Source organism: Enterococcus sp. DIV1368f (genome assembly GCF_051712245.1).
Lineage (GTDB): Bacteria > Bacillota > Bacilli > Lactobacillales > Enterococcaceae > Enterococcus > Enterococcus faecalis.
This window is the reverse complement of the sequence record NZ_JBIOON010000001.1, coordinates 189319-203448: the sequence shown is the minus strand read 5'-3', so window position 1 is coordinate 203448 and position 14130 is coordinate 189319. Positions and strand designations below refer to the sequence as shown.

The window sequence follows — 14130 nt, the reverse complement described above, 5'->3', positions numbered from 1 at the left end:
CCTCAAAATTAGCGTTTAGTTTTTTTATCGTCAGCAACGTGGCCACGATAAGTTCTAGTTGGTGCAAATTCACCTAATTTATGTCCTACCATGTCTTCTTGAATGTAAACAGGGACATGTTTCCGTCCATCATATACAGCGATTGTGAAACCTACGAATGATGGAAAAATTGTAGAGCGGCGAGACCAAGTTTTAATTACTTTTTTCTTTTCGGCACCTTGTTGTGCTTCGACCTTTTTCATCAAATGATCATCGACGAAAGGTCCTTTTTTTAAACTACGACCCATGGTGAACCTCCTCTCAAAATGTACGACACATGGTCAAAAAAATTATTTAGTACGACGACGAACGATAAGTTTGTCTGATTTAGCTTTTTTATTACGTGTTTTGTATCCAATTGCTGGTTGACCCCATGGAGATACTGGCGCTTTACGTCCAATTGGTGTTTTACCTTCACCACCACCGTGTGGGTGATCGTTAGGGTTCATTACGCTACCACGAACAGTTGGGCGTTTACGCATCCAACGAGAGCGGCCAGCTTTACCAATGTTGATTAATTCGTGTTGTTCGTTACCAACTGAACCGATTGTTGCACGGCAAGTTGCTAAGATCATACGAACTTCGCCAGAGTTTAAGCGGATTAATACGTATTTGCCTTCTTTACCAAGTACTTGCGCGCTTGTTCCAGCTGAACGGATTAATTGTCCACCTTTACCAGGTTTCATTTCAATGTTGTGGATAACTGTACCAACTGGAATGTTTTCCAATGGTAATGCGTTACCTACTTTAATATCTGCTTCTGGACCAGATACTAGGCGCATGCCTACTTCTAATCCTTTTGGTGCTAAGATGTATGCCTTAACCCCGTCTTCGTAATGAACTAACGCGATGTTAGCAGAACGGTTTGGATCGTACTCGATCGTTTTAACAACCGCTGCGACGTTATCTTTATTACGTTTGAAGTCAATCACACGGTATTGACGTTTGTGACCGCCACCTTGGTGACGAACCGTAATGCGACCGTTGTTGTTACGACCGGCATTGTTTTTTAATGGCTGTAACAATGATTTTTCTGGTGTTGAAGTTGTGATTTCAGCGAAATCAGAACTTGTCATGTTACGACGGCCATTTGTGGTAGGTTTGTACTTTTTAATCGCCACGTCTTATTTCCCTCCTACGTTGATATTGTTCAGGACTGCTTATTCAGCAGCTTCGAATAATTGAATTTCTTTTGAATCTTCAGTTAATGTAACGATCGCTTTGCGACGTTTTTTTGTATAACCTGCATATTTACCCATGCGTTTGAATTTTGGACGCACGTTTAAGATGTTTACGTTTGCTACTTTAACATCGAATGCTGATTCAACAGCTTGTTTTACTAAAGTTTTGTTTGCGCGAGTGTCCACTTCGAAAGTATATTTCTTTTCGTCCATAGCTAACATGGATTTTTCAGTGATCACTGGGCGTTTGATTACGTCTAGTAATTCCATTATGCAAGCACCTCCTCAATTTGAGTAAGAGCTGTTTGTGTTGCCAAGACTTTGTTAGCTGACACAACATCTAACACACTAACGTTATCAGAAGTTACTACAGAAACGTTTGGTAAGTTACGAGCTGATAAAGCTGCAAAGTCGTTACCATTTTCTAAAACAACTAATACTTTAGTATCGATAGACAAGTTAGCAAGAACTTGTTTGAATTCTTTTGTTTTTGGTGCATCGAAGCTTAAACCTTCTACTGCTACCAAGTTATTTTCAGCAACTTTGTCTGATAATACAGATTTCATTGCTAAGCGACGAACTTTTTTAGGAAGTTTGTAGCTGTATGAACGCGGTGTTGGTCCAAAGACTACGCCACCTCCACGCCATTGTGGTGAACGGATTGAACCTTGACGAGCACGACCAGTTCCTTTTTGACGCCATGGTTTGCGGCCACCGCCACGAACAGCGCTACGGTTTTTAACTGCGTGTGTTCCTTGTCTTAATGAAGCACGTTGCATGATGATTGCATCATAGACAACACTTTCATTAGGTTCGATTCCGAAGATTTCTTCATTTAAAGTGATTTCACCGTTTTGAGTTCCATCTTGTTTGAATAATGCTACATTCGGCATTCCTTAGTTCCTCCTTTCCCTACACTTATTTAGCTTTCACAGCTGATTTGATTGTGATTAAAGATTTTTTCGCTCCAGGAATGTTTCCTTTGATTAAGATAACATTTCTTTCTACGTCCACTTTAACAACTTCAAGGTTTTGAATTGTTACGCGGTCGCCACCCATACGGCCGGCTAGTCGTTTATTTTTAAATACACGGTTAGGCGCTACTGGACCCATTGACCCAGGACGACGGTGATAACGAGAACCATGAGACATAGGTCCGCGGCTTTGGCCGTGACGTTTAATTGCCCCTTGGAATCCTTTACCTTTCGTAGTACCTGTAACATCAACAACGTCTCCTGCTTGGAAAACATCTACTTTGATTTCTTTACCTACTTCATATTCTCCTAGCTCAACATTCTTGAATTCTTTAATGAAGCGCTTAGGAGCCGTGTTTGCTTTTGCAACATGACCTTTCGCAGGTTTGTTTGATAAAACTTCACGTTTGTCTTGGTAACCAACTTGGATAGCTTCGTATCCGTCAGTTTCAACAGTTTTTACTTGTAAAACTACGTTTGGCGTAGCTTCAACTACTGTTACTGGAATTAATTCACCAGACTCAGTAAAGATTTGTGTCATTCCCACTTTTTTCCCTAAGATTCCTTTGGTCATGAGTACACCTCCATCTTAATTTTATAGTTTGATTTCAATATTAACACCAGACGGTAAGTCAAGCTTCATTAGAGCGTCAACTGTTTTTGGTGTTGGGTTCACAATGTCAATTAGACGTTTGTGAGTACGCATTTCGAATTGTTCGCGAGAATCTTTGTATTTATGAGTCGCACGAATAACTGTGTAAAGTGAGCGTTCTGTTGGTAATGGAATCGGACCTGATACGTCAGCTCCAGTTCTTTTTGCTGTTTCCACAATTTTATCCGCTGATTGATCTAAAATACGGTGTTCATACGCTTTTAAACGGATACGAATTTTTTGTTTTGCCATCTTGTTCCCTCCTTCGCCTATTTTAAAAGTAGACATAGCTCCACGAAAATTTATCCGGCATGCTCGTTCATGGCAAAGCGTCCGAGCGTGTCGCAACCTCTCGCTTCACAGCCGGCAAATCAAATCGTTGATCTACCAATGCTTTTTACACTCCTGTAAACAGCACCTTTTTGATTATACTATGAAAGGATAGTGTTAGCAAGGATTTTCTGCGTTTTTTTGAAAGAATTTTTTCTTATTTTGAAAAGCATTTGTTTTGTTTTTCAATTCTTTTCATTCTATTTTTATAAAAAAAGAATTTGGGATTCCTTTTTTACCAGAATCTCAAATTCTTTCTTTTTTATTCTATTAACCAATCCGGCGCATTGGAATATCATTGTTATCTGGATGAACCAATAAATATTGAATAACATCAATATTGCTTGGAATGATGCTGCACATGCTTGCAAATATAAGTCCCACATTCGATAGAAGCGCTCGCCTTTTTCGTCAACAATTTCTGTTTCTATATTATGGAAGTTTTTTGTCCAATGTTCCAACGTCAATTGATAATCTCTGCGCAAACTTTCCAAGTCAATCACTTGCAAGTCGTTTTCTGTCATATGGCCGACTAGCTCAGTGACACCAGGAATATAGCCACCTGGAAAAATATAACGATTAATCCAAGCATTTTTAGCCCCGCCTTGTTGGCGACTGATCCCATGAATCAACGCCGTACCTTTAGGCGCTAAATTTCGCTGAACGACATCAAAATATTCATGTAGATTTTCCGCACCGACATGTTCAAACATCCCGACACTCGTAATATGGTCAAAAGACTCTCCTTTTAAATCACGATAATCCATCAATTTGACAGTCATTCGATCTTGTAGACCTTCTTTTTCTATAATATGGCGAATATGATGAAATTGCTCTTCACTTAATGTAATCCCAGTTGCTTTGGCTCCATATTCTTTCACCGCAGTTAAAATTAACGTGCCCCAGCCGCAGCCAATATCCAGTAAAGTGTCGCCCTCTTTGATAAACAATTTATCTAAAATATGATGAACTTTATTCACTTGCGCTTGTTCTAATGTATCTTCAGGCGTTTTAAAATAAGCACATGAATACGTCATTGTTTGGTCAAGCCATTTTTTGTAAAAATCATTTCCTAGATCGTAATGGCTGTGAATATCCTCTTGCGAACGTTTTTTTGAATGACTTTCTTTAGGAAGCCATTTAATAAATTTAGCATTGTGTAAAAAGCTATCCTTTTGGTTATACACATCATAAATCAGCGCTTGGATATCGCCTTCGATTTCAATCTTGCGATCCATGTAGGCTTCCCCTAAAGTTAACGAAGCGTTATTCAGTAAATCCTTCACAGGAATTTTTTCATTGAATACAATTTTAAAAACCGGATCCCCCGACCCTTGCCCATACTCTTTGACGGTACCATCCCAGTATGTGACTTGTGTCTTTTTTGAAAAAGACCATTTAAACAGTTGACTGTACGTTTCTTTTTCTAACATTGCATTCCCTCCATTAAATACCATTTGAAGCCAAAACAAAAAGAAGTCGCTTTCCGGTAGTTCGTCAAAACAAACACCACAGTCCGTTCTAAACTGAAGCACAGAAAAGTTAACACCCCTTCTATGTTCCGCTTCTTTTTTTGCAATTACAGTTCTATTCTACTCCTCTTTTAAAAATTTGAACATTCTTTTAACGTAATACCTACTATTGTTATTCTTTATCACAAAAAAACTAGAGCCAGTCCTTGACAGACTCCTCTAGTTCTAAATATTATGCTTTCTTACGCATCCGTTGTTCCGCATGAGTGTATGCGCCATGCCACACGTGCCCCACATAAGGATTAACTTGAATACCGTGTTTAATCGCCGCTGCTACAAATTTTTTCGCTAAAGTTACTGCTTCTAACACCGAATAACCTTTCGCCAAGCCAGCTGTGATCGCCGCTGAAAAAGTACAACCTGCACCATGATTATAATCAGTAGGATATAATTCATTTTCCAAAAGATGCGCGGTGTGACCATCGTAAAACAAGTCCAGTGCTTTTTCACCAGCTAAGCGATGTCCCCCTTTAACCACGACATGTTTGGCTCCCATTTGTACAATTCGTTTTGCCGCTTCTTCCATCTCCGCCACGGAAGAAATTTCGCCTAAACCAGATAAGATGCCCGCTTCAATTAAATTAGGCGTGGCAACTAATGCTAATGGCAGTAAATCGTTTTTTAGGCCTTCCACACTTTTGGGTTGCAGAATTTGTGCCGTTCCCTTACAAGCAATGACTGGGTCAATCACGACTTTTTGAATTTTTTCTTGTTTAATGTACTTACTAGCCATTTTAATATTTTGTTCATTACCCATCATCCCTGTTTTCAAAGCCGCTACTGGACCGCCTGCAAAAACCGAAATCAATTGTTTTTCTAAGAGCGTTTCTGGCAATTCAGTTACTTCATGCGACCAGCCTGTCGTAGGATCCATCGTCACAATTGAGGTTAAACTTGAAAATCCAAAAACTCCATACTCTTCAAATGTTTTTAAATCTGCTTGAATCCCTGCCCCTCCAGTTGAATCGGAGCCTGCAATCGTCAATACTTTTTCCATTAAATCACCTAACCTTTTTCTCCAAGTATACTGAAGAAACAAGTCTGCTAAAACAGCCAATTGGCTTATTTTTTAGCCAGCCAATTTCTAAACAAAAAAAGACCAGAGAATAAATTCTCTGGTCTTACGTCCGAATACCCCAGTTTTTTACGCTGGTTAAAACTATAGTTAAAAAGTTAATTATTTAACGATTTCAGTAACAACGCCTGAACCTACAGTACGTCCGCCTTCACGAATAGAGAAACGAGTTCCGTCTTCGATAGCGATTGGGTGAATTAATTCAACGTCCATAGCAACGTTATCACCAGGCATTACCATTTCAGTACCTTCTGGCAATTCTACAACACCAGTAACGTCTGTTGTACGGAAGTAGAATTGAGGACGGTAGTTAGTGAAGAATGGAGTGTGACGTCCGCCTTCTTCTTTTGATAATACGTATACTTCAGCTTTGAATTTTGTGTGTGGAGTGATTGTAGCTGGTTTAGCTAATACTTGTCCACGTTCGATATCTTCACGTGCTACACCACGTAATAAAGCACCGATGTTGTCGCCTGCTTCAGCGTAGTCTAATAATTTACGGAACATTTCAACACCTGTAACAGTTGTTTTAGATGTTTCGTCTTTAATACCAACGATTTCAACTTCGTCACCAACGCGAACTTCACCACGTTCAACACGGCCTGTAGCAACAGTACCACGTCCAGTGATTGAGAATACGTCTTCGACTGGCATCATGAATGGTTTGTCAGTATCACGTTCTGGAGTTGGGATATATTCGTCAACTGCAGCCATTAATTCTAAGATTTTTTCTTCATAAGACTCGTCGCCTTCTAAAGCTTTCAAAGCAGAACCTGCGATAACTGGAACATCATCGCCTGGGAAATCGTATTCTGATAATAAGTCACGAACTTCCATTTCTACTAATTCTAATAATTCTTCGTCATCAACCATATCCATTTTGTTTAAGAATACAACGATGTATGGTACACCAACGTTACGTGATAATAAGATATGTTCACGTGTTTGAGGCATAGGACCATCAGCAGCAGAAACTACTAAGATAGCTCCGTCCATTTGAGCAGCACCAGTGATCATGTTTTTAACGTAGTCCGCGTGTCCTGGGCAGTCAACGTGTGCATAGTGACGAGTTTCAGTTTCATATTCGATATGAGAAGTGTTGATTGTGATTCCACGTTCTTTTTCTTCTGGAGCGTTATCGATAGAATCGTAGCTTTGTGCTTCCCCGCCACCGTGTTTTGATAATACAGTAGCAATTGCAGCTGTTAATGTAGTTTTACCATGGTCAACGTGTCCGATAGTACCAATGTTAACATGGGATTTAGAACGGTCAAATTTTTCTTTTGCCATTTTGAATGTTCCTCCTAAAAATATAAATTTTATTGTTTGTTTTATATGTGATAGACGTTACTAAAAATCGTCTGATCATCATAAGCTATTTTACACGAAATCTTGAAAAAAGGATAGTTCTAAAAACAAACCTTTTATTCTCAAGGAAAATTATGCGTTGCCGCCGTTTTTCTTGATGATTTCTTCTTGAACAGACTTAGGTACGTCTTCATAGTGGTCAAATACCATCATAAATGTACCGCGTCCTTGTGTTGCTGAACGTAATGTTGTAGCATAACCAAACATTTCAGCTAAAGGTACCATCGCATTAACGATTTGAGAGTTACCGTGTGCTTCCATACCTTCAACACGTCCACGACGACTTGTTACGTGTCCCATGATATCACCTAAGTAATCTTCAGGAACAGTAATTGTAACTTTCATCATTGGTTCTAAAATAACTGGGTTTGCATTTTTAGCCGCAGCTTTCAATGCCATAGAAGCAGCTACACGGAAGGCCGTTTCATTTGAATCGACATCGTGGTATGAACCATCGTAAAGTTTTGCTTTGATATCAACTAATGGATAACCAGCAAGAACACCGTTGTTCATAGAGTCTTCTAACCCTTTTTCAACTGCTGGGATGTATTCACGAGGAACCACACCACCGACAATTGCGTTTTCAAACTCGAAGCCTTTACCTTCTTCATTTGGTGTAAATTCAACCCATACGTGACCGTATTGTCCTTTACCACCAGACTGACGAACGAATTTACCTTCTGCTTTAGTCGCAGCACGGAATGTTTCGCGGTAAGATACTTGAGGAGCACCTACGTTAGCTTCAACTTTGAATTCACGTTTCATACGGTCTACTAAAACGTCTAAGTGCAATTCACCCATACCAGAGATAACTGTTTCACCAGTTTCAACGTTTGTTTCAACGCGGAATGATGGATCTTCTTCAGCAAGTTTTTGTAGAGCCACGCCCATTTTATCTTGGTCAGCTTTTGATTTAGGTTCAACAGCGACTTGGATAACTGGATCAGGGAATTCAATAGATTCAAGAATAACTGGTGCATCTAATGCACATAATGTATCACCAGTTGTTGTGTCTTTTAGACCAACAGCAGCAGCGATATCACCAGAGTACACTTTATCAATTTCTTGACGAGTGTTGGCGTGCATTTGTAGGATACGACCGATACGTTCTTTTTTGCCTTTTGAAGCGTTCAATACGTATGAACCACTTTCAAGGACACCAGAATAAACACGGAAGAAAGTTAAACGACCTACGAATGGGTCAGTCATAACTTTAAATGCTAATGAAGCGAAAGGTGCTTCGTCATCAGCTGGACGAGTTGTTTCTTCGTCTGTTTTAGTATCGATCCCTTTGATAGCATCGATATCTAATGGAGATGGTAAGTAATCAAGAACAGCGTCCAACATTAATTGAACCCCTTTATTCTTGAATGCTGAACCAGCTAATACAGGGAAGAACTCAACGTTGATTGTTGCTTGACGGATACCAGCGACTAATTCTTCTTCAGTGATTTCTTCACCTTCAAGATATTTCATCATTAAGTCTTCGTCAGTTTCAGCAACAGCTTCAACTAATTTTTCGCGCCATTCTTGCGCTTTTTCTAAATAATCTTCAGGAATATCAGTTTCTTGAATATCTGTTCCCAAATCATTTGTGTAGATTTCAGCTTTCATTTTAATCAAGTCAATGATTCCAGTGAAGTCTTCTTCAGCTCCGATTGGAATTTGAATTGGATGAGCGTTTGCTTGTAAACGATCATGTAATGATTCTACTGAATAGAAGAAGTCCGCACCGATTTTATCCATTTTGTTACAGAATACAATACGAGGAACTTTATATTCAGTCGCTTGACGCCAAACAGTTTCTGTTTGAGGTTCTACACCTGATTGAGAGTCAAGAACTGTTACCGCACCATCTAATACGCGTAGAGAACGTTGTACTTCAATTGTGAAGTCCACGTGTCCTGGAGTATCGATGATATTTACACGGTAGCCTTTCCACTGTGCAGTTGTCGCAGCGGATGTAATCGTGATACCACGTTCTTGTTCTTGTTCCATCCAGTCCATTTGTGAAGCACCTTCATGGGTTTCACCGATTTTATGGATTTTACCAGTGTAGTACAAGATACGCTCAGTTGTTGTTGTTTTACCAGCATCAACGTGGGCCATGATACCAATGTTACGAGTTTTTTCAAGTGAAAATTCTCTTGCCATTTTGTATGTTTACTCCTCTCTTTATTTAAATCGATTGTAAATTGACTTTCTGCTGCCACTTTACGCGACAGACAGAGAGGATCTTACCAACGATAATGAGCAAATGCGCGGTTTGCGTCTGCCATTTTGTGTGTGTCTTCGCGTTTTTTAACAGAAGCGCCAGTGTTGTTAGCAGCATCCATGATTTCTTTCGCTAGACGTTCTTCCATTGTGTGTTCACCACGTAGACGTGCGTAGTTAACTACCCAACGTAAACCTAAAGTTGTACGACGTTCTGGACGAACTTCAACTGGTACTTGGTAGTTAGAACCCCCAACACGACGTGCTTTAACTTCAAGAACAGGCATAACGTTTTTCATTGCTTGTTCAAAAACTTCCAATGGATCGTTACCTGTAGATTCTTTGATGATATCAAATGAATTATAGATAATGTTAGCAGCAATCCCGCGTTTACCGTCAACCATTACACGGTTGATTAAGCGAGTTACTAATTTTGAGTTATAAATTGGATCTGGTAAAACATCACGTTTTGCAACAGGACCTTTACGAGGCATCCGTAACTCCTCCTTCCGAAATATGATTTTTCAAGTTGTTATTGTCTTATTATAATTAAGCTTTAGGACGTTTTGTACCGTATTTAGAGCGGCTTTGTTTACGGTCGTTAACACCGGCAGTATCAAGCGCACCACGAACGATATGGTAACGTACCCCTGGTAAGTCTTTTACACGTCCACCACGTAATAATACCACGCTGTGTTCTTGTAAGTTGTGACCGATACCTGGGATATAAGCTGTAACTTCGATTAAGTTTGACAAACGAACACGGGCATATTTACGTAAAGCTGAGTTCGGTTTTTTAGGTGTCATCGTACCCACACGTGTACAAACTCCACGTTTTTGCGGAGAGTTAACGTTTGTTTGAGTTTTCTTAAAACTGTTATATCCTTTGTTTAAGGCTGGTGAATCAGATTTTTCTACTTTAGATTTACGAGGTTTACGTACTAATTGGTTAATTGTAGGCATTCCTTGTTCTCCTCCTTCCTTACTTCGCTTCTAGTTCCACACATCCAGGTGGTTCTTTTTTCGCGATAAAAAATAATGCAATCTCTGCACTCTTTATCAAATATGCTTTGATAGACAGTCAGCACGTCCCTATAAGGAACCTGTAGATAAAGCACCTTTGTTAGGATACCACGATAAGTATCATCTGTCAACCCTCTTCTTTCGCCTTTCGAAAAAAACCTTTTCCTTCTATTTAAACGCACTTTTCCTTTAAAAATTTTTATGACTTTTTCAAAAACTTTCTATCTTTTTTAGTTAAATAACGGTACAATATCTTTGACTATTGAAGGGGGCGGAAAACAGCGATGAATCTGAAACAAATGGTAGGAATCGAAGCTGCAAAATATGTAGAAGACGGCATGATTGTCGGTTTGGGTACTGGCTCAACAGCAAAATTTATGGTAGACGAAATTGGTCGTCGCGTAAAAGAAGAAGGATTGTCAATCGTAGGGGTTACTACTTCAAAAGAAACAGAGAAACAAGCCTTGGCCTTGGGCATTCCTTTAAAAAGTATTGATGAGGTTCCGTATGTGGATCTTACGATTGATGGCGCCGATGAAATCAGCGCTGATTTTCAAGGAATCAAAGGCGGTGGCGCTGCCTTACTTTTTGAAAAAATTGTGGCCACTTATTCAAAGAAATGTATTTGGATTGTGGATAAATCAAAAATGGTGGACGATTTAGGGGCTTTCCCACTTCCAGTTGAGGTTGTCCCTTATGGCAGCTGCCAACTAGTGCATTTATTTGAAGAAAAAGGCTATCACCCAACACTTCGTTTAAACGCTGCTGGCGAAACATTAATAACAGATGGAGGCCACCATATCATCGATTTGCATTTAGAAAAAATTACAGATCCAGAAGCTTTAGGTTCTTATTTAGACAACTTGGTTGGCGTCGTTGAACACGGCTTATTTTTAAATATGGTTTCTATGGTAATCGTCGGTTATGAAGATGGACCGAAAACCTTACATGTTCCCGCACGTTAAGAATGTGTGAAAAAAGATTATTTATATAGGAAGGATAATATATGAAACGAATTGGTTATGCACGCACAACTATTATTGAAGACGATTTAAAAAATCAACTAACCACTCTCCAATCGTTTGGTTGTGATGATATTTTCCAAGAGACATTTGATCCTCAAGCGGAGATCAGTGTCTTAGACGAAGTCGAAAAACTTCTTTCTGCTGGGGATACACTTATTGTTTGTAAATTGCACCATTTAGGTAAAACAACCCGCCAATTAACAGACTTTATGAAAATGTTAAAGGAAAAACAAGTTGATTTTGTCAGCATTTCAGAAGGAATTGATACTCACCTTCCAACAGGTGAAGCCTATTTCCAATTAATGGAGAGCTTATCTGCGATGGAATGTGCACTAATTAAAGAACGAACACTCGTCGGGCTCCACAAAGCTCGTGAAAACGGAAAAGTAGGTGGACGTCCAAAAATTGATGGACGTACCGTCCGCAAAATCCGTGCATTATATTACGAAAACAAAGAAACAATCCAATTTATTTCTAATAAATGCGGCGTTTCGGTGGGCACTTGTTATAAGTACATCAATTTACCTGAGACAGATGTCGAGCGGCTGTATTCCTAAGAAGAAAAAAGAAGTCCTTCAGATGGGGCTTCTTTTTTGATTCGATTTCACTCTAATTTTTCAGCAACTTTCACGTTTTTTTACTATTTTCCATTGGAAATCTTACGCAAAACGGTGTACAATAAACGTGGAAATCTTATTTTCAGAAAACTAAACTCAAAGGAGAGCTTATACATGCCAAAATTAGTTTTTTCTCGTCATGGACTTAGCGAATGGAATGCCTTAAACCAATTTACTGGATGGGCTGACGTAGATTTAGCACCTGAAGGTGTTGAAGAAGCAAAAGAAGGCGGCCGTAAAATTAAAGAAGCAGGCATCGAATTCGACGTTGCTTATACTTCTGTTTTAACTCGTGCCATCAAAACTTGTAACTATTTACTAGAATACTCAGATCAATTATGGGTACCTCAAATCAAATCTTGGCGCTTAAACGAACGTCACTATGGTAAATTACAAGGACTAAACAAAAAAGAAACTGCTGAAAAATACGGAGACGAACAAGTCCATATCTGGCGTCGTTCTTACGATACTCTTCCTCCATTAATGGAAGCAACAGATGAAGGTTCTGCAGCAAACGACCGTCGTTATGCAATGTTAGACCAACGCGATATTCCTGGTGGCGAAAACTTGAAAGTTACTTTGGAACGTGCATTACCATTCTGGCAAGATGAAATTGCGCCAGCTTTAAAAGACAACAAAACTGTCTTAGTAGCGGCTCATGGTAATTCATTACGTGCTTTAGCTAAACACATCGAAGGCATTTCTGATGAAGATATTATGGATCTTGAAATCCCAACAGGTAAACCATTAGTTTATGAATTAAACGATGATTTAACTGTGAAAGAAAAATACTACTTATAAGAACTTGTTTCTTATTAACAAAAGCGGTTTGCCAAGGCAAACCGCTTTTTTATGGATTAAATAAATTGACTTTCGGTTAAACAATCGTTATAAATCGCTACTATATCCGCTGCATCCAATGGCACATAAGCCTTTTCGGCAATTGCACTATGGGCCACAGCTTGTCGTGCCATTTCTTCAAATTTATCTGCTTCGATGCCAACTTCTGGTAATGTCATTGGAATGCCACAAGCCACAAAGTAATCATACAATGCTTGAATACCTTTTTTCGCTGCTACTTCCTCCTCTTGTTCGACTATTCCCCAAACATTTCGAGCAAACTGTGCAAACTTGCCTACGGTTTGTTCAGACAAAACGTAATTCATCCAACGAGGCGTTAAAATTGCTAAGCCAATCCCATGCGTAATGTCATAAAACGCACTTAATTCATGTTCCATTGGGTGACAAGACCAAACACCTTGTTTGCCGCGCCCTGTTAAGCCATTTAAGGCTAAACTACTTGCCCACATTAAATTAGCACGTGCATCATAATCTTCTGGATTTTCTAAAGCAATAGGACAATTTTTGATAACCGTTCGCATTAAGCCTTCTGACACAAAATCTTGGACGTCCGTGCCTGTCGAAATACTAAAATAGTTTTCAATCAAATGACTGAAAATATCCGCTGAGCCAGCTGCTGTTTGATTTTGAGGAACCGTAAAAGTATTCGTTGGATCCAAGAACGAAACTTTTGGAATCATATTCGGACCACCAAAGCCTAATTTTTGATTGGTTTCTAAGTTAGAAATGACAGCACCTGCGTTCATTTCACTACCTGTTGCTGCTAAAGTCAAGATGGTCACGATTGGTAAAGCAGGACCAGTATACCCTTTTCTGGCTGCAATAACTGTCCAGATATCTTCTTCCGAATAAAAGCCCGCAGCAATTGCTTTGGAACAATCAATGGTCGAACCACCGCCAACCGCTAAAATAACATCGACTTGGTTTTCTTTACACAACTCAATTCCTTTTCTAACGGTTTCAATGCGCGGGTTTGGTTCGACACCGCTCAACTCAATCAATGTATGCCCGTTTTTTTGGGCCAAATCAGTAATTTGTTGGTACAAGCCATTACGTTTGATACTACCGCCACCATAAACAAGTAAGACATTTTTGCCAAATTGATCTAACACAGCAGGTAATTCGTCTAAACGATCTTTCCCAAAACGGATGTCTGTTGGTACATAAAAATTAAAGTTTTCCATTCTTTCATCCTCCATTCAATGCTCTTACGCATTTATCATACTATTTTTTCAAAAA

At 39.3% G+C, this 14130-nt stretch carries 15 protein-coding genes and 1 pseudogene; 3 read left to right on the top strand and 13 right to left on the bottom strand.

What is annotated here, in order from left to right; all coding sequences use genetic code 11:
- Positions 1–8: 8 nt before the first annotated feature.
- From rpsS to rpsL, 12 genes and pseudogenes are all read right to left on the bottom strand, one after another.
- Complete coding sequence (rpsS, locus tag IGL07_RS01005; RefSeq protein ID WP_002356205.1) at positions 9–287, bottom strand: 30S ribosomal protein S19; 279 nt, start codon at positions 285–287, stop codon at positions 9–11.
- A gap of 42 nt (positions 288–329) precedes the next feature.
- Entirely contained in the window at positions 330–1160 is an 831-nt protein-coding gene (gene rplB / locus IGL07_RS01000) for a 50S ribosomal protein L2 (protein ID WP_002356204.1), read from the bottom strand.
- Positions 1161–1199: 39 nt separating this feature from the next.
- Positions 1200–1490 carry a 50S ribosomal protein L23 gene (locus IGL07_RS00995; protein ID WP_002356203.1) on the bottom strand — a complete coding sequence of 97 codons (291 nt, stop codon included), beginning with the start codon at positions 1488–1490 and terminating at the stop codon, positions 1200–1202.
- Complete coding sequence (rplD, locus tag IGL07_RS00990) at positions 1490–2113, bottom strand: 50S ribosomal protein L4 (RefSeq protein WP_002356200.1); 624 nt, start codon at positions 2111–2113, stop codon at positions 1490–1492. The genes IGL07_RS00995 and rplD overlap by 1 nt, the downstream gene beginning before the upstream one ends.
- Positions 2114–2138: 25 nt before the next feature.
- On the bottom strand, positions 2139–2768 hold the full coding sequence (rplC, locus tag IGL07_RS00985; protein WP_002356199.1) for a 50S ribosomal protein L3: 630 nt from the start codon (positions 2766–2768) through the stop codon (positions 2139–2141).
- A gap of 21 nt (positions 2769–2789) precedes the next feature.
- Positions 2790–3098: a 30S ribosomal protein S10 gene (gene rpsJ / locus IGL07_RS00980; RefSeq protein WP_002389727.1), complete on the bottom strand. Its 309-nt coding sequence runs from the start codon at positions 3096–3098 to the stop codon at positions 2790–2792.
- Between the two features lie 348 nt (positions 3099–3446).
- Positions 3447–4609 (bottom strand): annotated as a pseudogene (locus IGL07_RS00975) (class I SAM-dependent methyltransferase).
- Between the two features lie 271 nt (positions 4610–4880).
- The gene (gene thiD, locus IGL07_RS00970) at positions 4881–5705 is read right to left on the bottom strand and encodes a bifunctional hydroxymethylpyrimidine kinase/phosphomethylpyrimidine kinase (RefSeq protein WP_002364530.1); all 825 of its coding nucleotides are present in this window, start codon (positions 5703–5705) and stop codon (positions 4881–4883) included.
- A 180-nt stretch (positions 5706–5885) separates the two neighbouring features.
- Complete coding sequence (tuf, locus tag IGL07_RS00965) at positions 5886–7073, bottom strand: elongation factor Tu (RefSeq protein ID WP_002356194.1); 1188 nt, start codon at positions 7071–7073, stop codon at positions 5886–5888.
- A 150-nt stretch (positions 7074–7223) separates the two neighbouring features.
- Positions 7224–9305 carry an elongation factor G gene (fusA, locus tag IGL07_RS00960; protein ID WP_002356192.1) on the bottom strand — a complete coding sequence of 694 codons (2082 nt, stop codon included), beginning with the start codon at positions 9303–9305 and terminating at the stop codon, positions 7224–7226.
- 83 nt (positions 9306–9388) lie between these two features.
- Positions 9389–9859, bottom strand: coding sequence for a 30S ribosomal protein S7 (gene rpsG, locus IGL07_RS00955; RefSeq protein WP_002356191.1), 471 nt, complete (start codon positions 9857–9859; stop codon positions 9389–9391).
- A gap of 55 nt (positions 9860–9914) precedes the next feature.
- The gene (gene rpsL, locus IGL07_RS00950) at positions 9915–10328 is read right to left on the bottom strand and encodes a 30S ribosomal protein S12 (RefSeq protein WP_002356190.1); all 414 of its coding nucleotides are present in this window, start codon (positions 10326–10328) and stop codon (positions 9915–9917) included.
- A 344-nt stretch (positions 10329–10672) separates the two neighbouring features.
- Between rpsL and rpiA the strand changes: the two genes are divergently transcribed.
- The 3 genes from rpiA (at position 10673) to gpmA (ending at position 12831) form a co-directional block, all read left to right on the top strand.
- On the top strand, positions 10673–11353 hold the full coding sequence (gene rpiA, locus IGL07_RS00945) for a ribose-5-phosphate isomerase RpiA (RefSeq protein WP_010816981.1): 681 nt from the start codon (positions 10673–10675) through the stop codon (positions 11351–11353).
- Between the two features lie 41 nt (positions 11354–11394).
- Complete coding sequence (locus IGL07_RS00940; RefSeq protein WP_002356188.1) at positions 11395–11970, top strand: recombinase family protein; 576 nt, start codon at positions 11395–11397, stop codon at positions 11968–11970.
- A gap of 174 nt (positions 11971–12144) precedes the next feature.
- Positions 12145–12831, top strand: a complete 687-nt coding sequence (gene gpmA / locus IGL07_RS00935) for a 2,3-diphosphoglycerate-dependent phosphoglycerate mutase (protein WP_002359343.1) — start codon at positions 12145–12147, stop codon at positions 12829–12831.
- Between the two features lie 56 nt (positions 12832–12887).
- Here the strand turns inward: gpmA and IGL07_RS00930 are convergent, their stop codons facing one another.
- Positions 12888–14090 (bottom strand): iron-containing alcohol dehydrogenase, encoded by a 1203-nt coding sequence (locus IGL07_RS00930; protein ID WP_025189457.1) that lies wholly within the window; start codon positions 14088–14090, stop codon positions 12888–12890.
- Positions 14091–14130: the final 40 nt, after the last annotated feature.